The following is a 21,906-nucleotide window of genomic DNA, read 5'->3' on the forward strand; positions in this document are numbered from 1 at the left end:
ATGATCGATTTCGACCATTTCACCCCGATCGCCTCCCTGTGCGGAGGCCTGCTGATCGGCGTCGCGGCTGCGGCGATGGTGCTTTTGCTGGGCCGCATCGCCGGAATCAGCGGGATAGTCGGCGGCCTGCTGCGCTGGACGAAGCGCGACGGCGCATGGCGCGTCGCCTTCGTCGCCGGGCTGATCGTTGCCGCGCTGATCGCGCGTGCGGTCGATGCGCCCGTCGCGATCACCGTCGACGCGTCTTGGCCCGCCGTGATCGCGGCCGGCTTGCTGGTCGGCATCGGCACCCGCTACGGCAGCGGCTGCACGAGCGGACACGGCGTGTGCGGCATTTCACGCGGCGCCACGCGCTCGCTGGTCGCGACGGCGACCTTCATGGCGGCCGGCTTCGTCACCGTCTATATCATTCGACATCTTCTCGGAGCCTAAGATGGCAACAGCTGTTTCATTCGTATGCGGGCTGCTGTTCGGCTTCGGCCTGCTGTTGTCGGGCATGGCGAACCCCGCGAAAGTGCAGGGCTTCCTCGATCTCGCCGGAGGCTGGAACCCGTCGCTCGCTTTCGTGATGATGGGCGCGGTGGCCGTCGCGGCAATCGGCTTCGCGATCGCGAAACGCCGCGACAAGTCGCTGCTCGGATTGCCGATGCAAATTCCCGCGTCGACGCACGTCACCGCAAGGCTGGTGCTGGGCAGTGGCGCGTTCGGCGTCGGCTGGGGAATTGCAGGGTTCTGTCCCGGCCCCGCGCTCGTCGCGCTCGGGCTCGGGTCGGCCAAAGCGTGGGTATTCGTGGCGGCGATGATCGCGGGAATGGCCATCTTCGAGTTATTCGAACGGCGCAGACAGGCGGCCTTGGCGACCGGTTCTTAACCTGACCTTAAGGTGCCGCCGTGTACGATTCCGTTTCGACAGAAACCAACTCACAGGCGCCCCTATGCAAGTCTCGACTGAACACCGCTATGACATCGTCGCCCGTTTGCTCCATTGGCTCGTGGTCGGGCTGGTTGCCGCGCAGTTCGTGATCGGCTGGACGATGCCGGACGTGCACCGCGATACCGTGCCGGACGGCGAAATCGCCTGGCACCTTGGCGTCGGCACCGCACTGCTCGCGGCGATGGTGTTGCGGGTGCTGTGGCGCGTGACTCACCCGTCGCCGCCGGACAATCTGCCGCCGCTGTTTCGGGTCGCTTCCAAAGTCACCCACCTGACGCTGTACGCGCTGCTCGTGCTGGTGCCGCTGCTCGGCTGGATCAACGCTTCGTCGCGCACGTGGACGGTACGCCTCGGCGGACTTGTTTCGTTACCCTCACTGTCGGCACCGGGCTCGTCGTTCGGGCATGCAATGGGCGATGTGCACGGCGTTCTCGCGTGGGTGCTGTTCGGTGTCATCTGCCTGCATATCGCTGCGGCAATGTTTCATCAGTTCGTCTCCGGCGACCGCGTTCTACAGCGCATGAAGATCTAGCGCGACCCCGAATAACCAAAGCCGCGGCAACTCAACAAGGCCCCTTTCGATCTCCCGCCTTGCGCGTTCAAGCGCATGCGCGGGAATAAATCGGCGTGCGCGCTCGTTCTGGAGTCTGGAGAAAGCGCTTCGCGCAGGCAAGCATCAACCCGAACGCGGCATCAGCTTGCCCCACTACGCCGATGTAAATGCGACGCCGGTCATGCCGAGCGCGAAGTGCGATGCTGTCGCCCAGTTTCCGCAGTGGGCAGGGGTTCGTGCGCGCTGCGCATGACCGAACGCGGAACTGGCCGTCGGGGAGACGGACATGTCAAAGGCATTTGCAGGCGATGACGCCGCCCATCGGCTGACGGGGCGCACCTGGATGCTGGCGCTCGCCGTGCTTTGCCTGCTGGTTGCTCCAGTCGTTCGCGCACTGCCTATATTCGCCCGTCAAACGGGGCAAAGCTGCGTCGCGTGTCACGCGGGCGGACAGTTCCCTGAACTGACGCCGTACGGTCGAATGTTCAAGCTCAATGGATATACCTTCGGCGAACGTACGGTCCCGATTGCCGTGATGGCGATGCTCGACATGACCAGGACGAGGCTCAACCATGATGCCAGCGGCAATATCGTCTCGCCCAAAGACGGTCTGCCGATCTTCGATTCAGCCAGCATCTTCCTCGCCGGCAAGATCACCGACAGGATCGGTGCGTTCACGCAATTCACCTACTCGAACTACGATCATCAGGACAGCGACGGACACTGGATCGGCCACTGGGCATCGGACAACATGGATTTCCGTTATGTGGACAGGATCATAGGGGACGCCAGCGACCTGATTCTCGGCACCACCCTGCACAACAATCCGACCGTGCAGGATGTGTGGAACAGTTCTCCGGCATGGAGTTATCCGTACATTTCCTCTTCGATCAGCACGGTCGGCTCGCCCCAGTTTCTGCCAATCCTCGAAGGCACACTCGCGCAGCAGGTCGTGGGTGCGGGCGGCTACCTCTACTGGAACCGGACGGTCTATGCGGAGGTGTCGCTGTATAGCACCGCCGATGGCATCTGGTCGTTCATGAGCAAGGGCAAGAAGGCCGGCGACCCCAACCATCCGCAGATCTATCTGAAGGGTCAAAATCCATACTGGCGTCTGGCCCTGACTCATGAGTGGGGGCCGCACAACATCATGGTGGGGACCTTTGGCATCAATGCGAACGTCTATCCGAACGACGCGAACTCGATGCCGATCTTCACCCAGGGTGTCACCCGCTATCGCGACATCGGTGTGGATGCGCAGTACCAGTACATCCTCGAGCCGAACACCGTCACCGCACAGGCGCGCTACATCCATGAAAACATCAGCGATCCGAATAACTTCGTGTTTGGCAACAGCCAGTCAGCGAATCTGAATTCCTTACGCCTGAAAGCCTCGTACATCTATCAGGCCAAATATGGCGTGAGTCTTTCGTTCTTCAACGTGACTGGGACCGCCGATAGTGTTGCGTACGCCGGCAGCGCGAACTCGTCGCCGGCCACGCAAGGGTGGATGCCCGAGATCTTCTGGATTCCGGTTCCGAACATTCGCGTCGGTCTTCAATACACGCATTTCACCAAATACCTCGGCGCCCGGTCGAATTACGACGGCCATGGACGCAATGCGAGCGACAACGACACGCTATTTCTATACCTATGGGCCGCGTACTGGTGACGGTATCGGCTCACGTTCTTCAAAGGCTCATCGATGAAATATCCAGCGAATTCCATTGAGGATTCAACGTGCCGCTTCCCACGAGCGCGATTGATCCTCGTCGCCCTATCGCTCGGCGCAACCGGCTGCCACAACCTGGAGCAGTCCAGGCAAATCGACAATCCCGCCGTCGCCGGAAAGACGATCGCATTGCAGGTATGTTCGAATTGCCATAGCGTGAATGGCGTTTCGGTATCTCCCACGTTTCCGAAACTCGCGGGTCAGCCACGGGAATACCTTGTCAATCAGCTAACGGACTTCAAGGCTCATGCGCGAAGCGACCCGAACGCCAGAAGATTCATGTGGGGCTTCACGCATTTGAGTGAAACGCAAATCGAGCAACTCGCCGCGTACTTCTCCAGCCAGCCGCCTCCGGTACCGCGAGCGCCAGCCGATCATCGGCTCATCGATTCGGGCAGGACGATTTTTTTGTTGGGCATTCCGGACAAAGGTGTACCGGCGTGCAGTGCCTGTCACGGTCAGCGTGGGGAAGGGACAGGAGGATTTCCTCGCCTCGCCGGGCAGTACGCGGACTACGTTGAAAAACAGCTACTGGTGTTCCGGAGTGCCGGGCTACGCCCCCGTGGCGAAGTGATGAAGACTATCTCCGACAATATGTCGGATCGGGACATCCGAGCCGTTGCTGCCTTCATGGAGGCGTTTCCCGCAGAGACAGAGGCGGCGGCCAGTCCCGCTGTGAATCACTAGGCGTGCGGTCTTGCCATTCGGGTTTATCGGCCAGTACGCGCCCGCCCAGTCGGAAACCAGCGCGGAAGCATGCCGACCAGGACGTCGTCTTTAAGAAAGACATGATGAAAAATAGCCGCGAACGCGTGAAACCCCGCAAGCCACATAATGGCGTCGCCGAGCCACGTGTGCAGCGATGCGATGGCTGAGCCTGCTCCATGTGAAGTACCGAGCAACGGCGGGATATCGCGAGCGCCGATCAGCGTCAGCGGATGCCCTTCGAGCCACGCGCCAGAGATGGCGGTCAGCGGTAATGCAAGGAGAAGCAGATACAGCATCCATTGAACGGTTGCTGACATAACAACCATCCAGCGAGAAATTGGCGGTGTCTCGGGACGCGTGTCGACTAGCCGCCACGACAGGCGGATGAGCGTGAGCGCAAATACGCACAAACCCAAAGTCTCGTGAAGTCGCCGGTCGAACTCGTGGACCGGAGAATAGACGCGCTGCTCGGATCCACCTGGACCATAAATGAACGTCACGAGCACGAGAATTGCCGTGCACCAGTGAAGGAATTGGGCAATCGAACCGTAGCTAGTGGCAGAGCTTTTCACTGTGGCGTCTCCGATGTGCGACCTTCGACGAACGCCAGGCACAAGCGCTGGCCGGACACTGGCGTATTGGATTCGTGAATGGATTCTACGCGCAAACTCCGAGCGAACTATTAAGCCGACGGCGGCTCGCATTTTGAACGTTCTCCGTCGAACCATCGGTCCGCCAGACTGCGGTCGATGCAGATTGATTCTCAAGTTCTTCGTATTGCTGCCGATACCTTCACTGAGGAGACAATAGCCCGGTTACTGCGCGCAATAACGGGTAAAAGATGCTGACGCACCGCCATGCCGCCGTCGAGTATCAATGTTCTGCACTCACGCGCGCTGATTCTGAATCGATGCAATATATTCCGAGCTTAGGCATCGCTGGCGTCATTGGCCGGTGGAGGCGGCGACATGGCGTCGACCGGCAACTGATCATCACCGTCGCACTGGTGTTGACCGGTCTCGTCATTTTTGCGGTCGGCATCGGTTACACGCTGATATGGCACGAGCGGTCCGTTGCAGAGCGCATTCACGCCCTGCGTGCGCGCGATGACATCGAGACGCTGCAAGCCGTGCACATTCAGGCGAACGCCGACTTCCTGCAGGGGCTCGACAGTGCACGGGTCGCATCTTTCGCGTGGCCGGTGCAGCGTGTAGTGTTGGCCGCCACCTGCTTCGACCGGTTGGAACAAAGTTACGCAAGCGACCCGCGAAGCGAACTGGTGGTACGGCGTCTGCGCGGTGAGACTGCCGGCTGGGCATGGCTTCTGGCCGACATCGCGGTACGTGCGCACGTCGCGGATGGCCGTGCCTCGGTCGACAGCCCTGAGCTGCTCGCAGCGAACCGCATGCTGGCGAACATCGTCACCCAGTTGGTGACCCTCCGCGACGCGCAGACCGCTTCCCTGAGGGCTGCAGCCGACAGCGCGACGCGCCATCTGGTGATAGAACGGACCGTGCTTGCAACCACGGCGCTGGCGGCGTGTTTGCTTCTTTGCTATGCGCTGATCGCTCACTATCGCGCCCGTCTCGCGCGGCAACGCGCGCGCGTCATCGCAACAGAAAGCGAGCGCCGGTTCCGTCAGTACTTTGATCATCATCCACTGCCGATGTTGATTTTCGACGTCGAGACGCTATCGATCCTCGCTGCGAACCGAGCTGCCGCATCGCAATACGGACGCACGCGCCGCCAGCTATGTTCGCTCGAGATGGCCGCCCTGTATGCGCAAGCCGACTTGCCGTCGTTTCTGCGCGATCTGCATGCGCTGCTGGCCGCGGCCACCACAAGCGGCTCGGCCGGTGTCTGCCGGCATCGACACAGCGACGGCACGCCCGTCTACGTCGAACTGTCGTACCACTTCCTCACCTATGGCCGTCATCGAGCGTGCTTCATCACAGCTGTTGACGTCACGGAGCGAAAGAACGCCGAGCTCGCGCTATTGCTGCGAAGCCGTGCCCTCGACGCGATTGGCAACGGCGTGCTCATCACTCGACCCGATCCGAACGGCGACGTGGTCGAATACGCGAACCCGGCATTCGAGAAAATAACCGGCTATGAGCGCCCGCAGAATTCAGGCGATCACTCCGCGCGGCCGGAAACACCCGGATTGTGGCAACAGATCGGTGCGGCGATTGCCGAGAAACGCGAGGCCACCACGCTGACGAAAAGCCGGCGCGCGAACGGAACAGAGTTCTGGTATCAGCTATACGTTGCACAAGTAAGCGACGAGTCGGAAAAGGTTACGCATCACATCAGCGTGGTGAGCGACCTGACGGAGCTCATCGAGTCGCGCGATCTGCTGGTCAGGCAGGCGCGCCGCGATGCGCTGACGGACTTGCCCAACCGCGTGACGCTGCGCGAACTGGTCGACACGGCGATCTTCGAGGGTCGCGAGTTCACGCTGCTGTTCATCGACCTCGATCATTTCAAGGACATCAACGACAGCCTGGGCCACGGCGCCGGCGATCGCCTGTTGCAGGAAGTCGCGCGGCGGCTGTCGGCATCGGTCGGATCGGATGGCGTGGTCACCCGTTATGGCGGCGACGAGTTCGTGACGATGTTGACGGGTTCAACCGGCGATGCCGAACTCTGGGCGCTGTTGGCGCGCGTGACGCAAACGCTGGACGAGCCGGTGCAAATCGACGACATGCAACTGCGGGTCCGGATGAGCGTTGGGGTCAGCTGCTATCCGCAGGACGGCACGGACTGCGAAACTCTGCTGAAACACGCCGACCTTGCGATGTATCGGGTCAAGGCAGGCGGGCGCAACGGCGTCGAGCGATTTGCGCCTTCGCTCGCACATGAAGCGGCTCAGCGCATCGCGCTATCGCACAAGCTGCGCAACGCCGTCGAGCAGAGCGGCTTCGAGCTGGTGTACCAGCCGCAAGTGGACATACGCAGTTACCGGCTGAGCGGGGTCGAGGCGCTGATCCGATGGCACGACCCGCACTTCGGCACGGTCAGCCCGACGACGTTCATACCCTTGGCCGAAGACATTGGTTTGATTGCGCCAATCGGAGAATGGGTGCTGCAAACTGCCTGTGCACAGGCAAAGCGCTGGGAAGAAGTGCTGCCGGGGCTGCGCATGTCGGTCAACGTGTCGCCGAGCCAGCTTACGTCGAGTGATTTCGGCGCCGTCGTGCGCCGTGCTCTTGCCGCGTCGCAATTGGCCGCGGACCGGCTGGAACTGGAGATTACCGAAGGAGGCCTGGTTGCCCCGGGCGCGCTGCCCACGCTGCGCGCGCTGCACGACATCGGTGTTTCCATAGCGATCGACGACTTTGGCGCCGGTTACTCGAGCCTGGCTTATCTGCGCAGCTTTCACGCTGACCGTCTGAAGATCGACATGTCGTTCATCCGCGGCATAGGCAGCAGTCGTGCGGATGAGACGATCATCGGGGCGATCATCGCACTTGCCCGCAACCTGCGTTTCGAAGTCGTCGCGGAAGGCGTCGAACGAGCGGAGCAATTGGCTTTTCTTGCCGAGGCCGGCTGCGAGATCGTTCAGGGATATTACTTCGCCGCGCCACAGCAAGCGGCGAATATTCCGGCCTACGCGGCGAGTCTGCTCGGCGAGTTGCACGAGTTGCAAAATGCCTCGTCGTGACAGCCCCGCGCGCGACGACTTCACTTCGGCCTTGCGACGCCAAAGAGCGGCGCCTCGCCGCTCTTTGGCCCGGCGCCTTTAACGCGGATCCGACAGCGTCTGATTGAGCGTCTGCCCAGCGATGATCACGTTCTGCAACGTGATGTCGTGCACGTTGTAGAGGTAGATCGGTCCCGGCGTGCTGGCGCTAGCAGGGCCCGCGGCCGCAGGCGTGCCGAAATCACAGTTGGAAATCGTCACTCCGGTAATTGCCGGGACGCTCGGCGCAGGCGCCGGACCGTTGTAGTCGAACGCGACTGGACCTTGTGCAACGATGGCCTGGAAACACGAGCCGGTTGTGCTGCCCAACGTCACGTTCGCGGCATTGACGTTCGTGATGTTGACGTTGTCAACGAGCGCGGGGCGGGTGCGGATGGCATCGGCAGCAGGCTGGTAATCGCAATCGAACGTGATCAGGCCGCCTTGCGACGCGGACGGATTAGCGGCGGTTGCGGTGGCCACACCGATGGGCACCGTGCCGTTGATCGGACTGCCTGTCAGCATCTTGCTGCCGTAGCCGCCGCCGGTGAGGCTCACCCCGTGCGGGAGCGTGACGCCGTTCACATAGAAGTTCTTGACGTAGCCTCCGCGGTTCATGTTCGTCTTGATACGGATCGCAATGTTCAGCGAATTGGTTGCCCAGAACTGGTTGAGCATGGTCAGATTGCGTGCGTAGATGTTCTGCACGCCGCCACCCATCTCGCTGCCGAGCGTAATGCCGCCGTGACCGCTATTCATCATGCAGTTCTGGATCACATGGTTCTGCGCCGGTCCGTACTCCGTGTCGAGATCCTTGCCTGACTTGATCGCGATGCAGTCGTCGCCCGTGTTGAACGTGACGCTGTCGCACAGAACCGTGTTGCAGGCGTCGGGATCGAAGCCGTCGTTGTTCGGTCCGATGCTGTCGGCTGTCACGCCGCGGATCACGACGTTCGTGCAGTCCGTCGGATGATGCTGCCAGAACGGCGTGTTGTTGGTCCGGTAGTTTTCCATCAGCACGTTCGTGCAACCGAGGAATTCGACCATGCACGGCCGCAGATAGTGGCCGAGACCGAAGATTCGCTGCGCGACTGGCACGCCCGCTTCGGAGAGCGCTGGCAGGTAGTTCTGGTCCTGCTGCCAGGGCGTAGCCGGATTGGTCAACTGCGCGTACAGCGAGGCGGAAATGGTGGGGACGGCCACCATCAGATCGACGTTGTTCGGGTTGGTATAAGCCTGCGACGGCGTGGACGACCCGGCGCAACCGTATGCGCCACTGGTACCCTTGTAGGTCCACCAGCAAGTGCTGGTGTTTCCGCTTCCGGCGAACGGCGTCATCGCCTGACCGTTCAGCACCGATGTCGGACCTTCGCCGGTCAGCGCGATATTGTTCGCGTTGCGCGCATACACGGGCGAGCCGAAGTTCAGGCAGTCGTTTGCCTGCCAGCGGCTGTAGTACAGGTTGCCGTTGGCGCCGCAGTTGACGGGGCCGTCTTTCGCGTAGTCGGCGGGATTCGGGCTGAAGTAGATCGTGCAGTTCGCGCTCAGATGGAAGTTGACGTTGCTCTGCAGCACGATCGGACCCGCGCAATACCACGTGCCGGCCGGCACCACGACCCGGCCGCCACCGGCTGCACTGCACGCCGCGATTGCCGCGAGGAAAGCCGGACGTGAATCGAACGATCCCGGTGCGTTGGTCGCGCCAGCACCGGTACTCACCGGCGATGAACTGCCCGTATAAGGGCTGGCCTGCGCGATGACCGCGCACGGTTGCGCACCGTACTGTTCAACCGGGAAATCGACGGCCGGGAAAGCGCTCTGGGTGATTTTCTGCAGCGCATTGATGATGTTCGTCGCCGAGCCGTCGGGGCCCCAGATCGGATCGGCCGCGGCCGTTGACGGCGTGCTTCCGGCCGCTGGCGTCGAACTGCCGCCTCCCCCCGCGGCAGCGGAAACGCCGCCGCCGCCGCCGCACGCCTGCAGGAGCGCGCTGCCCGCCAACGCGCCTCCCAGCCCAATGAAGCCACGGCGCGAAATGCGCAAGGTGTCGCCCGTTGCGGGCGCATTTTTATCAAGATCGCACGACAGCCTGGACATCGGGTCTCCTCCGGACAAATTGCAACAGTTGTATGACAAGTCTGGAAGAGTAAAGACAAGATTCGCGGCAGTACACATGGTGGATACCCTGACTGAATCTTTCCTACACACCCCGGACACGGCAGGAAGTGACCGGAGGCGTTTAGAGGGTTCGAGCTTCTTTTGGATTTTCGCGCGAGACGGTTCGACTAGAATGATGTCGACGCGCGGCTCCGCACTCGATGCACTACACCCGTCATCAGGTATCGCGATGAACAACGGCAGGCTCGTATTACATGCGCGACGGCATCGCTTGCAGCGCGACGCGCGCGTCTGGTCGCCGCAGCCTGCTGCCGGTAGGCTCAGCGCTTTGCATGAAAGCGATCGATGAAACCGCGATCCGCCGACTGCACTGCCGTCCTGATGACCGCGTCGTGCATCGCGGGACTCATGCAGACCTCACCCGTAGCCGCACAGGCATGGCGCGATGTCGCGCCTCAACCCGCCCCGCAGGCGCCGCGAAGCGCGCCGCCGCCCTCCTCCCCGGAGACGCAGGCGGACTCTGCACGGATCGCAGTCGAGCGGCTTGCCGGGCTCGTCTTCGAACCGGCCGCCGCGCCCGCGACGGCATCACCAATGCAGCAACAACGCATCGTCGCGCAAGGACTGCCCGTACTCGACGACGCGTTCCTGCAGAGCTTCGCCACGGACCTGGACAAGCCGCTGACTTTCGGCCGCCTCGCCGAGATTCGCCGCGCCGTGGTCGCGCGGTATCGGGCAGCGGGAAAGCCGCTCGTCGACGTCTACGTGCCGGAACAGGACGTCAGCTCGGGCGTCGTGCGTATCGCCATTGCCGAGTTCAAGCTCGGGCGGGTTCATGCCAGCGGCAACAGCTACTTTTCGAGCAGCCTTCTCGAACGTGAAATGCCGCTCGAGCCCGGCGCACCAATCCCGCAAGCGACGGTCTCGAAGGGACTCGCCGTGCTCAACGCGAATCCTTATCGACGGGTCGATGCTGTGTTTGCACCCGGTGAAGCAGCGGACACGACCGACGTCGTGCTGCAAACCGAAGACCGCCTGCCGCTTCGGGTCAGCGCGGGTTACGACAATGAAGGCGTGCCGGACCTCGGCCGTGACCGGTTCTTTGCGGGCATCGGCTACGGCAACCTGTTTGGGCTCGATCAGCAGATCGCCTATCAATTCACGGCCAGCAACGATTTTTTCAGCGGCAATCCGGATATCGAAGGCCGGCCGAACCGCGCCCGCTTCACCGCGCACGCGCTGAACTACACGGCGCCGCTGCCCTGGCTCGACACGATCGAGTTGTTCGGCGTCTACGCGCAGAGCACGCCACGCCTGCCCGACACGTATGGGCAAACGGGCATTTCCGCGCAGCTTAGCTTCCGTTATGACTTGCGACTGCCGACCATCACGGACACGACCCAGCTCGTCCAGATCGGATACGACTTCAAGCGGAGCAATAACGATCTGGAATTCGGCGGCTCCCAGGTTTTCAACTCGAATACACACATCCATCAGTTCGTGTTGGCTTACAGCATCAGCAAACCGACCGACGCGGGCACGGCGCATGCCGCGGCGACACTCGTCGCCAGTCCGGGTGGATGGGATGGCAGCAATCAGGACGCGGCATTCAACGCCGCGCGGCAGGGCGCGACGGCCCGCTACGTCTATATGCAGTTGACTGCTTCGCGCGCCACCGCGCTTGGGGCGGGCTTCACACTGATCACGAACGGAACGTTTCAGTGGACGCCGAACACGTTATTGCCGAGTGAGGAGATGGGGCTCGGCGGGGAGTCCAGTGTGCGAGGCTACGAGCCATACGTGACGCTCGGCGATCGCGGCTGGAACATCCAGACCGAGGTGCGCACGCCTGCGATCGCTCTCGGCGCGAGCAACGCAGTCGTGCAACCTTTTGTGTTTTTCGATGCCGGCCGCGTATGGACCACGATCGATCAGCCAGCGGAGAACAACCCCGGTCTGCTCGCGGGTGTCGGCGCGGGCGTGCGCTTTCAATGGTCGAGATTCGTGGATTTTCGCTGCACCTACGGCGCGCCATTACGCTCGGCGACGCCGAATGGTTCGAAGGCACCGATCGTGCTCTTGTACGTGTCGCTCGGAACATGAGCCATCGACACGTCATCTCCCGACAGTCAACGACGCCTGAGCGCTAGTCTCACTGCGCGACCCGTTGCTCGTCGGCGCGGCCGTCATCTAGCCGTCTCGCCCCTTCCACGCTTTCGATCGGATGACCCGCGGCGCCGAAGCCGCGCTCGATGTCCGTCGCGATGCCTCGGCCGGCCGGCGCGTCGAGTGCCGGCGGGCCGTCGTCCGGAAGCGGCGGCGCCACGTCCGCGACGCGACGCGACGAGCGCCGCTTCGTCGCCTTCGCATCGAACCACGCGACGTCGCGGCGCAAGCCGACAACATAGGCACGCCAGCCTCGCGGATGGTCACTGAACAGAGACGCGCGCACGGATGCGGCCAGCGCGTCCCTGTCGAGCGGGTCGTCGAGCAACCGTTGCGGCCACCGGCAGAACGCGTGAAGCGCACGGGTTCTGAACGCGTCCACGGGCATATCGGGGCGCAGCTGCGCGAGCAGTGGCTCGTCACCGAGAATCGGGTATCGCGCGATCAGCTCGCCAATGGTTGCCGCGCTCGGCGCCATATCGTCGAGCCGAACGATCAATTGCATCACGCGCCCCAGATGAAGCAGCAGCGCGCGCCTTTCGAGAGCGTCTTCCATGATTTGCGGTGCCTTCGATCAAGACAGTCGAATTGCATCCGGTCAATCGCGTCGTCTTGCTGGCCGCTGTTTGACCGGCGTTCCCTTACAAGCCTACGGCGCCTCGCGGCGCGGATGTTGATCCGGGTCAATGCATGCACCGGGTCGGCCTCACGCGCGGTTCTTCTCTTCGATGTGGGGCTGGCGATCCGTCACCAGCGATAGCTCCGACAGAAGCCCAGCCACCGCCTCGAGCAGATCGTCGAGCGTCACGATGCCGGTGAGCGCGCCTGCGGTGTCGACGACCGGCAGGCGCCGCACGCCGTTCAGACGCATTCGCGAGGCGGCAAGCCAGAGATCGTCCCCCTCGGCGACGAGCGCTGGCGGCGACGACATCACGTCGTTCACGAAAATCTTCTCGGGGTTGGCCTGTTTGGCCACGATGGCCAACACGATGTCGCGATCGGTCAGCATCCCGACAGGCACGCTGTGCCCGCCGATCGTCTCAACCACCACGAGGTCGCCGACATGCTGTTCGCGCATCAGCTGCGCGGCCTCGAGAATCGTCGCTTGCCGTCGGCAGATGGTGACGTCCCGCGTACAGATGGTTCCTGCATTCACGATACATGCCTCACGTTCGACACGGCCTGCCGCCGTGTATCCGTTCGCTGCGCCGTCACCCGACCGAGTCCGAGCTCTGCTCGGGCTCCCAACCGCGCGCCGCAGCGAGACACGCGCGGACTTCTTCATCGCTCGTCTGGTCGAAATTCACATAGAACCCGCCGATCCCCATCAGCAAGTCCGGCTGCAACACGCTGACGAACGCGTCCGCGATTCCTTCGAATGACATCGCCGCATCGGATTGCGACACCGGGACCGCCACCACGATCCGGGCAGGATGCCTGTCACGGAGTGCGTCGATCGCCGCATGCATCGACGCCCCCGTCGCGATGCCGTCGTCGACCACGATCACCGTCTTGCCCTGCACTGCCGCCGGGGGGCTGTCCCCACGGTACGCCACTTCCCTGCGCGCGAGTTCCGCCCTTTCGCGGGCGATCACATCGGTCAATTGGGTGTCACTGATCTGCAGTTCGCGAAGTACCGACCTCTCCAGATGGAGGGCGCCCCCGGAAGCGATGGCGCCCATCGCCAGTTCCTCGTCTTGAGGCGCGCCCAGCTTTCTGACGACCAGAACATCCAGCTTCGCGCGCAACTCCCGCGCGACTTCGAACGCGACAGGAACGCCGCCGCGCGGCAGGGCCAGCACGACCAGATCGCCGCGCCCCTGATAGTCGCGCAGCGCGTGTGCTAACTGTCTGCCTGCGTCGGCGCGGTCGCGAAACCGGTTGCCCATCACTTTTCCTCCCCCGCAACGCTCGAGCGCTGACTCGGTCACTATGCCATCTATCGTTAGCATCAAGCGTTCCTCGACGCAGCGCAATCTAAGCGCAGTTCGATTGACGTAGGTCAGTAGTTGGTCCGAACCGGCGGCCGATCATGAATACCGACAACACGCGAGACGCGGAGGCCGACGTGTTTTCCAACATTCCGGTCGCGGTGGACGGCGGCGGGAGCGCCGCCCAGGCGTTCGAGACAGCGACATGATCCGCAATAGAGACAATGGATGTCGTCATGAATGGAGAGGTTACCGAACTCCGGGTTCATGCATTCGCCTGCGCCGCGGACGCGACTGCGCGTAAAGACACGGATTCGGCGCAACTGTCCGCGGCGATCCGTTACGAAGCCGCCACGCGGGCTCGGGTTGCCATATCCCATCAACGTCTGCTGCGGCAACAGGCGCTCGTGTGTCGACTTGCTGTTGGCGGAGTCGATCATTCCATCGCGCGACAGTGCCTGCAGGGACTGGAAGACTCCTTTCACGTATTGAGCCTGATCTGGGAGATGCGCCTTCACAAGCTCAATGCGCTGCTAGACAGCGAAGCCCAGTGACGGGACCGAAGAAGCACCCCTGTTCACATCGGCGTGAACGGGACCGGGTATTCCAGATGATCCTTTACTTCTTTTACGCCTGGCGCGCGCGCGGCGGCGGCGATGATCGCCTGGCGCTCTTCCTCGGAGCGTATCGGTCCCCAGCAATGAGCGACGCCATCCGTGACGATCAGGTCGTCGGCGTCCAGCGCCCAACGCTGTCCTTCGAGTTCCTTCATGATTGCAGCGCGAATCTGCTCGTCCGACGGTTGCGAATCGAGCTGCGCGGGCGCGCAACTCGCGAGAGCCCGCACCAGATTAGCCCTGCTGACGATGCCGACGAGCTTGCCGTCGCGCAAGACAGGTAGACGCTTGATGTGCTTGCGCCCGAGCAGTTCGGCGACCGCCGTCAGCGGCGCGGATTCGTCGACGGTGACGGCGGGGGCGCTCATCACGTCACGCACCCGAATCGAACGCTCCTTCAGATACTCTACCGCGAGTTGACGCGTAGGCGCGATGAACTGGGCGAGCCACGAGCGCCGCGGCGTTTCGGTGCCGGTTTCGACGCGCCGGAGCAGATCGCCCTCGCTGACGATGCCAATCACGCTGCCTTTGTCGTCGAGAACGGGCATGCCGCTGATCTTGCGGTCGGCGAGCAGCTGTGCCGCGTCGTAGACCGAGCTGTCCGGTGCGATCGACACGACCTGGGTCGTCATGATGTCCGAGGCTTGCATAGTGACCTCCGTATCGAGTGCCCTGCGCTGCCGCACATCGATGCAGGCAGGCACGAGGCGACGCAATGGACAGGCGCTGAAGGACGCGTCGCCGTGTTCCCTTCGGCACCCATTTCGAATCCCTCGCCCGGCGTTTCGACCAGTCGTTGCAACGCGTCGATTCCGCCGTGCGCCTATCACAAAGAACCGGCCACTGATGATCGGCCCCCGGTTCCAGTACAGCCCAATGATCGATGCGCAGCGGCCGGCGATCTTTGACTTGCATCAAGCCCGTCCCCGCTGACGCAGCGACGATGCAGCAATCGATTACCGGCCATCCACCCCCCGAGATTCGCCGCAAAACGCGATGCTGAACGCTGCCGCGAATTCGTCGAGCCGCGCGCGATCGAGCCCGTCGATACCGGCGGCAGCGACCCTGCCGTTTCCGCCGAACTTTCTGCAAAGTACGTCGGCGCCTCGCGGGCAATCGAGCGGAGCCCGCACGCTGCCCGTGTATCGGCCATCGGCGCCGGCTGTCAGCACCGCGTGCGCACGCGCCGGGTCGCGCCGCGCAACCAGATTCGCGAAATCGCCGCGCACGCGCCGCGCCCACGCCGCGTCGGGAAGAATGTGCAGGGTTCCATTGGCGAGCCGCCGGACTTCCACGAGTCCCAAGGCCAGTTCGAGGTCTTCCGTGCGCCGCGCCTGCAGTTCGGGCAGCAAGCTGGTCGACGCAATGAACTCGAGCGGGTCCGAATAGGGTTGGATTGCGCGATACATGTCGACGGGATCGACGGCAAGATCGGCGACGCTATCCCCGTACGCGTTGTAGTTGATCGCTTCGCCAAGTTCACGCAGCTTGCGCTCGTCGGACGAGTTCATCGCGCACGCGGTGGCGGCCCGGTGCGCTGCCGGATGCAGGTTGTCGCCGTAGGCCGCGACCACCGCCCAGCGCCTGTACCGGCCTTGCAGATGGCGGTCCACGAGCAGCGCCGTGCACGTATCTGGTGACGTATCGATATGCGTCGTCAGCAACGCGTTTGCGGGTATCGGTCCCGAGAAATGATGATCGAAATAGTCGATCTTTACCCCAAGAGCCAGCAACGCGAGGAGTGGATCGCGGTTCGCATCGAGCGAAATATCCAGCACGGTCACGCTGTCGCCCGGCTGCGCGTTCGCGCGGTGCAGCAGCGTGACCTCGCGCTTGGCCCCGGTGATCAGGATGGTGTCGGCAGGCTCGGCGAGCCGCAACTGATGCAGCGCGCAAATGCCGTCCGCATCGCCATTGAAAATATCGAATCGTTTCATCCGCTGCTCCGCCCGCGCGTCGCTGCCACGATCGCACGCGGTTCGACCGGGGTCAAACGGTGCCCCCGCTCCACTTCATATGGAAGCGTACGCCGGTATCGTCCGCTTGACCGCCTCGTCGATTCAGATCAAGCCGGTTACCATACCCGATGACTTGAATGAGTAGACGATTTTGGCTCGCGCGCAAGGCGGGCGCCGGCCGTCCCACTACGTGGAGGTCAACCGTGTCGAATCAGACGCTCGTTTTTCTCGATCACGCGCGGCCCGGCACGCCGCTCGTCACGACATGGAGCCTGGCATGAGTGCGCCGCCGAGCCGCAAGCCTTCCGCGCGCCGAGCCGATGCCACACTTCACGGCATCCTTCATGTCGCCAACCGATTGCGCGCCGCGCGTCGCAGCCTGCGCGGACTCGACGCGACGCTGCGCAGGCCGGGCACCTACCGTCATCCGGCGGGCGGGATCGTCAGAATCGAAACGCATATATCCGTCGTGTATCTCGCCGGGCGCTTCGCGTACAAGATCATCAAACCCGTCGCACCAGGCTTCGCGGACTTTACCTCCGCCTCGACACGCCAGCGCTGCTGCGAAGCCCAGCTCCGTCTGAACCGGCCACTCGCGCGAGGTATCTACGCCGCCGTGATACCGATTGCGCGCCGTGCCGGCGTGCTGGCGCTCGGCGCCGGCGGCGTCGCCGTCGAGCACGTGGTCAAGATGCGCCGCTTCGACGAGGCGATGCTCTTTTCGAGTCTCGCGGCGCACGGAGCACTGACGCCGCACGACATCGACGGCGCGGCGAAGCGGCTCGCCGACTATCACCTGAGCGCACCCCGCAACGCGCCCTCGTTGCGCTACGGCAGCGCGACGCTGGTGCGAACCCAGATCGAAACGATCAACGCACCGCTGCTGGCCAATTGCAGCCATCCCGCGCTGCCCGGCATTGCCGCGTGGTGCGCGCGACAGCTCGGCGAACTCGCGCCGCTGATCGAGCGGCGCCGCGCCGAGGGTTTCGTGCGCGGCTGCCACGGCGATCTGCATCTCGACAACGTGGTGCGCTGGCGCGGCGCCATCGCGATGTTCGACTGTATCGACTTCGACGATGCGCTACGCTGGATCGACGTCGCGGCGGATGTCGCGTTTCTCGTGATGGACCTGTGTGCGCGAGCGGAACCGCGTCTCGCCAATCGCCTGTTGAATCGTTGGCTGGAAACGTCGGGCGACTATGCGGCGCTGTCTCTGATGCCTTTGTACATCGCCTATCGGGCGCTGGTGCGGGCGTGGGTCGCGTGTCTGAAAGCGGGGCACGTGGCCAGCCGCAACGTCGCGGTCCCGCAACCGGCCCTGCGCTACCTCGAGGTCGCGCGGGCGCAAACAGAGAAACCGCGACCCGTTCTGCTGCTGTGTCATGGCTTTTCCGGTTCGGGAAAATCGGTCGCGAGCCGGGCTCTCGCGGACCTGTGCGGCGCGGTGCGCGTGTCGAGCGATGCGGAACGCAAGCGCATGCGGCCGGTGTCCAACGCGCAAATCACGCTCGGCGCCGAACACTACACGCAAGCTGCGCGTCACGCGATCTACGATCACCTGCTTGGACTCGCGCACGGCGTGCTGCAAAGCGGCCACAGCGTGATCGTCGACGCGACCTTTCTCGAATCGAGTCAGCGCGGCACGTTTTTCGCGCTCGCCGAACGGCTTGGCGTCCCGGCCCGCATTCTCGACTTTCGTGCCGACCCAGCCGTGCTCGCGCAACGCATCGAAGCGCGCCGGCGTGGTCCGCGCGATCTCTCCGACGCGGACACCGCCACGCTCGCGCGTCAACTCGCGAGCGCCGACGCACTGACGCCGACGGAACAGGCGCTGACCTTGTCGTTCGACACCGCGGTACCGATGGCAGCGTTCGACTCGCCCGCGTTCTGGCGAGCGGTGATCGACTTGATGCAGCCGGGTATGCAGACCGTCGCGGCTACCTCGCGTGTTACGGATACCGCTCGTTAGCCGGGCAAGCGGTCAGTGGATCGCGGATCGTGAACGAGCCGCCGATCGCGAAACCCCTGGAGCCAAAGGTCACGAAAAGCCGACTAAAATCGATTTGCGCGAACACGCGTCGATGCCAGGCGATTCCATGCGCATCGACACAGCGCAAAGCGCGACTTCGCGATTGCTTCAGGTTTTCCTGCCAATGGATGCAACCGGAAGAGATCACCCGATGATCAAGGTGTTGCTGGCCGACGACCACACGCTCGTGCGCGACGGGCTGCGCCATATCCTGCAGCAAGCGCACGGCTTCGAGGTAGCCGGCGAAGCGTGCGACAGCGCGACGACGATCGCGCTGATCCGCGCGACTCAGGCCCACGTGCTCGTGCTCGACCTGTCGATGCCGGGGCGCAACGGCATTGAACTGATCAAGCAGATCAAGGAGGAAAAACCCGATCTGCGCATTCTGGTGCTGACGATGCACGCCGAGCAGCAATACGCGGTGCGCGCATTCAAGGCGGGTGCATCGGGCTATCTGACCAAGGAAAGCGCGAGCGCGGAACTGGTCGGCGCGGTGACGAAAGTCGCGTCGGGGGGCGTCTATGTGAGCCTCGCGATGGCCGAACGCTTCGCGCAGAATCTGAACGAGCCGGCCGACACGCTGCCGCACCAGCGCTTGTCCGACCGCGAATTCGACGTGTTCCGGCGCCTCGTCGAAGGCCAGAGCATCACTGGGATCGCCCATGAACTTTGCGTCAGCGTGAAAACGATCAGCACCCACAAGACGCGCATCCTCGAAAAAATGCAGATGCCGAACGAGAACGGGCTTGTTCGCTATGCGATCCGCCATAAGCTGTTCGACGACGAGAACGATTTGTAGTGCTTCCCTGCCACGGCGCCCGGTGACACGATAACGACACGAACCGCGTGCTTGCGGCCCTGATCCGACAGGAGACTTCGAGATGAGCGATGCCGCGCAACATGATGCCTGGGAAATCGGCGAACCGCACTTCCCCGCCTCCACGCCAGTGGAACAGCAATTGCGCTTTGCGCTGCACTACGCGGTACTCGCGCCGTCGAATCACAACACGCAACCGTGGCGCTTCATCGTCGACGGCGAGACCGTACAGATCTGCGCCGACCGCATGCGCGCGCTTCCCGTGGTCGATCCTTTCGATCGCGAACTTCTGATGAGCTGCGGTGCCGCTTTGTTCAATCTTCGCGTGGCGCTGTCCCGCCTCGGTCTCGCTTATGCGATCACGCTGTTTCCTGCGGAAGCGGATCCCGACATCGTGGCGCTCGTACGCGTGTCGCGCGACGGGCCTCGCGACCCGCACCTGCATGATCTTTTCGACGCGTTGACGGCGCGCGTCACGACACGTGCGCCATTCGCCGACAACCCCGTTCCCGCCGCCCTGCAACGCAAGCTCAGCGACGCCTGCGACGACGAGGGCGCGCTTGCCTGCTGCGTGGAGCAGAAAGCCGCGCGCGAGGCGCTCGCCCAGCTGATCGCCGATGCGGATCGAGCGCAGTTCGCTGACCCGCGTTTCAGGCGCGAGCTCGCCAGCTGGATTCACCCGCGGCGACGCGACGATGGCATGCCCGCTTACGGTACGGCTGTCGGCGCGCTGCTCGATTTCGCGGCGCCGCTCGTCAGCCTGGCCGTCCGGGTGTTCGATGCTGGCGCGGGCCAGCCGGCCACGCACCAGCACCTCGTGGATGGCTCGCCGCTGATGGTGGGCATCGCGACGATGCGCGACGACCGCGAGGCATGGCTCGCGGCGGGACAGGCGCTCGAACGCATGTTGCTGGTCGCGGCATCGGCGGGATTGACCGCTTCGTACCTGAACCAGCCGATCGAAGTGGACGCGCTGCGCGAGCGGCTCCGGACGCTGCTGCGCACGGACGCATTTCCGCAGCTTCTGCTTCGCGTCGGGCGCGGCCCGCGCGTCCGTCATGCGCCGAGGCGGCCGCTCGCCGATGTGGTGTCCTGACACGCACGGAAAGTCTGCTCAGGGCAATGCCAGGCTTTGGGCTACACCGTTACCACGATCTTGCCGAACTGCCCGTTGGTTTCGAGGTAGCGGTGCGCGTCGACGATCTCGTCGAACGCAAAGGTGCGATCGATGACCGGCTTCAGCGCGCCGCTTTCGAGGCCCTTGAGCACGTACTCCACCGCTGCCTTCCGGCGCGTCGGATCGCCACTCGTTAGCCAGATGTTGTGCGCCTTCACGGAATTCATCCTGGCGATCATCTGCAGCACAGGCAGCGTCGTAGCACGCTCGTCGAGCGCGCCGTACAGATACGCGATTCCCTGGAACGACAGCGCCTCGATCAGTTTCGCGAAGTTCGGGCCGCCGACCGGATCGAATGCGACGCGAGCCCCCTTCCCGTCCGTGATCCGCATGATCTCTTCGAAAAGGTCCGACTCGTCCGTCACTATCACGCGGGCGGCACCCGCGTCGAGCAACTGCTGTCTCTTGCCGGCATGGCGCGTGACCGCGATCGACGTCGCGCCCGCGTAATTCGCCAGCTGGATCGCCGCCAGTCCAACGCTGCTCGAAGCGGCCGGTACGACGACATGGTCGCCGGCGCCTACCCTCGCATCTTCGATCAGCGCGCCATAAGCGGTGACGAACATCATCCACACCGAAGCGGCCTCGGCGAAGGAAAGCGACTTCGGATGCCTGACAACCGCATGGTCCGGCACGATGATGACTTCGCCGTAGGTGAAGTACTGATTCATCGAGAACGACGGGATCACACTGACCTCGTCTCCGGGCGCGAAATCGACGACGCCCTCGCCCACCGCATCGACGATGCCGGCCGCCTCGTACCCGAGCCCGGCCGGAAAGCGCACCGGTTCGATGTACCGGTCGGTGCGCCACATCGCTTCCGCGCGATTGAGACCAATTGCCTTCACATTGATCCGAACTTCACCGCGGCCTGGGCCGCGGACCGATTCTTCGACGAATCGAAGCACTTCGGGCGCACCGGCCTCGGTAAACCTGACAGTCCGTGACATCACTACCTCCTGGATGGATTGACGGTAGAGCAATCTCGCCCGCGTGCACAAAGATGGCCCGAGGGTATCCCCGATCCTATTCCACTTATCGACCGAAAGTAAAATTCAATTGACCGACCGGTCGGTTAATTTATACTGCGTCACATTGCCACTTATTCCGGATGGTGCAGATGTACACCCAATCCCTCGATATTCCCGGCCACGTCGCCCCGCTGGACGCGGACGCGAATTCGCCCGAACAGGCGCGCTTCGACGCGGTCATGGCCGCCGACGGCAAGATCGAGCCGCAGGACTGGATGCCCGACGCGTACCGCAAGACGCTGGTGCGCCAGATCTCGCAGCACGCGCACTCGGAGATCGTCGGCATGCTGCCCGAGGGCAACTGGATCACCCGCGCGCCGAGTCTGAAGCGCAAGGCGATCCTGATCGCCAAGGTGCAGGACGAGGCCGGCCACGGGCTCTATCTGTATAGCGCCGCCGAAACGCTCGGCGTGTCGCGCGAGCAGCTGATCGACGCGCTGCACGCGGGCAAGG

Annotated in this window: 21 protein-coding genes; 13 read left to right on the forward strand and 8 right to left on the reverse strand. The window is 63.4% G+C overall.

All coding sequences use genetic code 11. From position 1 onward, the window contains the following. The 5 genes from AB3X95_RS20280 to AB3X95_RS20300 all read left to right on the forward strand — a co-directional run bounded on the left by AB3X95_RS20280 (position 1) and on the right by AB3X95_RS20300 (position 3,906). On the forward strand, positions 1-432 hold the full coding sequence (locus AB3X95_RS20280; protein ID WP_176122852.1) for a YeeE/YedE family protein: 432 nt from the start codon (positions 1-3) through the stop codon (positions 430-432). 1 nt (position 433) lies between these two features. Next, the gene (locus tag AB3X95_RS20285) at positions 434-871 is read left to right on the forward strand and encodes a DUF6691 family protein (RefSeq protein ID WP_368622356.1); all 438 of its coding nucleotides are present in this window, start codon (positions 434-436) and stop codon (positions 869-871) included. Positions 872-935: 64 nt separating this feature from the next. Further along, entirely contained in the window at positions 936-1,466 is a 531-nt protein-coding gene (locus AB3X95_RS20290) for a cytochrome b (protein WP_176122850.1), read from the forward strand. A 307-nt stretch (positions 1,467-1,773) separates the two neighbouring features. Continuing rightward, entirely contained in the window at positions 1,774-3,159 is a 1,386-nt protein-coding gene (locus tag AB3X95_RS20295; protein ID WP_368622357.1) for a cytochrome C, read from the forward strand. A gap of 90 nt (positions 3,160-3,249) precedes the next feature. Then, positions 3,250-3,906, forward strand: coding sequence for a cytochrome c (locus tag AB3X95_RS20300; protein ID WP_254905917.1), 657 nt, complete (start codon positions 3,250-3,252; stop codon positions 3,904-3,906). Between the two features lie 23 nt (positions 3,907-3,929). Here the strand turns inward: AB3X95_RS20300 and AB3X95_RS20305 are convergent, their stop codons facing one another. Then, positions 3,930-4,499 carry a cytochrome b/b6 domain-containing protein gene (locus AB3X95_RS20305; protein ID WP_176122847.1) on the reverse strand — a complete coding sequence of 190 codons (570 nt, stop codon included), beginning with the start codon at positions 4,497-4,499 and terminating at the stop codon, positions 3,930-3,932. Between the two features lie 338 nt (positions 4,500-4,837). Between AB3X95_RS20305 and AB3X95_RS20310 the strand changes: the two genes are divergently transcribed. Then, on the forward strand, positions 4,838-7,591 hold the full coding sequence (locus tag AB3X95_RS20310) for a putative bifunctional diguanylate cyclase/phosphodiesterase (protein WP_368622358.1): 2,754 nt from the start codon (positions 4,838-4,840) through the stop codon (positions 7,589-7,591). A 78-nt stretch (positions 7,592-7,669) separates the two neighbouring features. Here AB3X95_RS20310 and AB3X95_RS20315 read toward each other — a convergent pair whose 3' ends face one another. After that, on the reverse strand, positions 7,670-9,706 hold the full coding sequence (locus AB3X95_RS20315; RefSeq protein ID WP_368622359.1) for a glycoside hydrolase family 28 protein: 2,037 nt from the start codon (positions 9,704-9,706) through the stop codon (positions 7,670-7,672). Between the two features lie 402 nt (positions 9,707-10,108). On the opposite strand from AB3X95_RS20315, the gene AB3X95_RS20320 reads away from it, so the two are divergent. Beyond that, the gene (locus AB3X95_RS20320; protein WP_368622387.1) at positions 10,109-11,830 is read left to right on the forward strand and encodes a ShlB/FhaC/HecB family hemolysin secretion/activation protein; all 1,722 of its coding nucleotides are present in this window, start codon (positions 10,109-10,111) and stop codon (positions 11,828-11,830) included. Positions 11,831-11,879: 49 nt separating this feature from the next. Here the strand turns inward: AB3X95_RS20320 and AB3X95_RS20325 are convergent, their stop codons facing one another. The 3 genes from AB3X95_RS20325 to AB3X95_RS20335 form a co-directional block, all read right to left on the reverse strand. Next, positions 11,880-12,449, reverse strand: a complete 570-nt coding sequence (locus AB3X95_RS20325) for a hypothetical protein (RefSeq protein WP_368622360.1) — start codon at positions 12,447-12,449, stop codon at positions 11,880-11,882. Positions 12,450-12,599: 150 nt separating this feature from the next. Continuing rightward, positions 12,600-13,049, reverse strand: coding sequence for a CBS domain-containing protein (locus AB3X95_RS20330; RefSeq protein ID WP_368622361.1), 450 nt, complete (start codon positions 13,047-13,049; stop codon positions 12,600-12,602). Between the two features lie 55 nt (positions 13,050-13,104). Beyond that, complete coding sequence (locus AB3X95_RS20335; protein ID WP_184228930.1) at positions 13,105-13,782, reverse strand: phosphoribosyltransferase; 678 nt, start codon at positions 13,780-13,782, stop codon at positions 13,105-13,107. Between the two features lie 266 nt (positions 13,783-14,048). Between AB3X95_RS20335 and AB3X95_RS20340 the strand changes: the two genes are divergently transcribed. Beyond that, complete coding sequence (locus AB3X95_RS20340) at positions 14,049-14,378, forward strand: hypothetical protein (protein WP_368622362.1); 330 nt, start codon at positions 14,049-14,051, stop codon at positions 14,376-14,378. 23 nt (positions 14,379-14,401) lie between these two features. On the opposite strand, the gene AB3X95_RS20345 is transcribed toward AB3X95_RS20340, so the two are convergent. Both AB3X95_RS20345 and AB3X95_RS20350 read right to left on the reverse strand, forming a co-directional pair. Continuing rightward, positions 14,402-15,091 (reverse strand): CBS domain-containing protein, encoded by a 690-nt coding sequence (locus AB3X95_RS20345; RefSeq protein WP_368622363.1) that lies wholly within the window; start codon positions 15,089-15,091, stop codon positions 14,402-14,404. Positions 15,092-15,397: 306 nt separating this feature from the next. Then, entirely contained in the window at positions 15,398-16,378 is a 981-nt protein-coding gene (locus AB3X95_RS20350) for an acetyltransferase (protein ID WP_368622364.1), read from the reverse strand. A 158-nt stretch (positions 16,379-16,536) separates the two neighbouring features. On the opposite strand from AB3X95_RS20350, the gene AB3X95_RS20355 reads away from it, so the two are divergent. The 4 genes from AB3X95_RS20355 (at position 16,537) to AB3X95_RS20370 (ending at position 20,341) form a co-directional block, all read left to right on the forward strand. Continuing rightward, positions 16,537-16,680: a hypothetical protein gene (locus tag AB3X95_RS20355; protein WP_176122839.1), complete on the forward strand. Its 144-nt coding sequence runs from the start codon at positions 16,537-16,539 to the stop codon at positions 16,678-16,680. Further along, complete coding sequence (locus AB3X95_RS20360) at positions 16,677-18,368, forward strand: AAA family ATPase (RefSeq protein WP_368622365.1); 1,692 nt, start codon at positions 16,677-16,679, stop codon at positions 18,366-18,368. Before AB3X95_RS20355 ends, AB3X95_RS20360 begins: the two co-directional genes overlap by 4 nt. A 211-nt stretch (positions 18,369-18,579) precedes the next feature. Then, entirely contained in the window at positions 18,580-19,227 is a 648-nt protein-coding gene (locus AB3X95_RS20365) for a response regulator transcription factor (protein ID WP_176123014.1), read from the forward strand. A gap of 82 nt (positions 19,228-19,309) precedes the next feature. Further along, positions 19,310-20,341 carry a nitroreductase family protein gene (locus tag AB3X95_RS20370; RefSeq protein ID WP_368622366.1) on the forward strand — a complete coding sequence of 344 codons (1,032 nt, stop codon included), beginning with the start codon at positions 19,310-19,312 and terminating at the stop codon, positions 20,339-20,341. A 41-nt stretch (positions 20,342-20,382) separates the two neighbouring features. Here AB3X95_RS20370 and AB3X95_RS20375 read toward each other — a convergent pair whose 3' ends face one another. Next, on the reverse strand, positions 20,383-21,372 hold the full coding sequence (locus AB3X95_RS20375) for a zinc-dependent alcohol dehydrogenase family protein (RefSeq protein WP_368622367.1): 990 nt from the start codon (positions 21,370-21,372) through the stop codon (positions 20,383-20,385). A 170-nt stretch (positions 21,373-21,542) separates the two neighbouring features. Between AB3X95_RS20375 and AB3X95_RS20380 the strand changes: the two genes are divergently transcribed. Further along, positions 21,543-21,906 (forward strand): Phenylacetic acid catabolic protein (locus AB3X95_RS20380; RefSeq protein WP_368622368.1); only part of this gene is annotated, 364 nt, incomplete at its 3' end.

Source organism: Paraburkholderia sp. BR13444, from assembly GCF_040948755.1.
In the GTDB taxonomy this organism is placed as follows: Bacteria; Pseudomonadota; Gammaproteobacteria; order Burkholderiales; family Burkholderiaceae; genus Paraburkholderia; species Paraburkholderia youngii.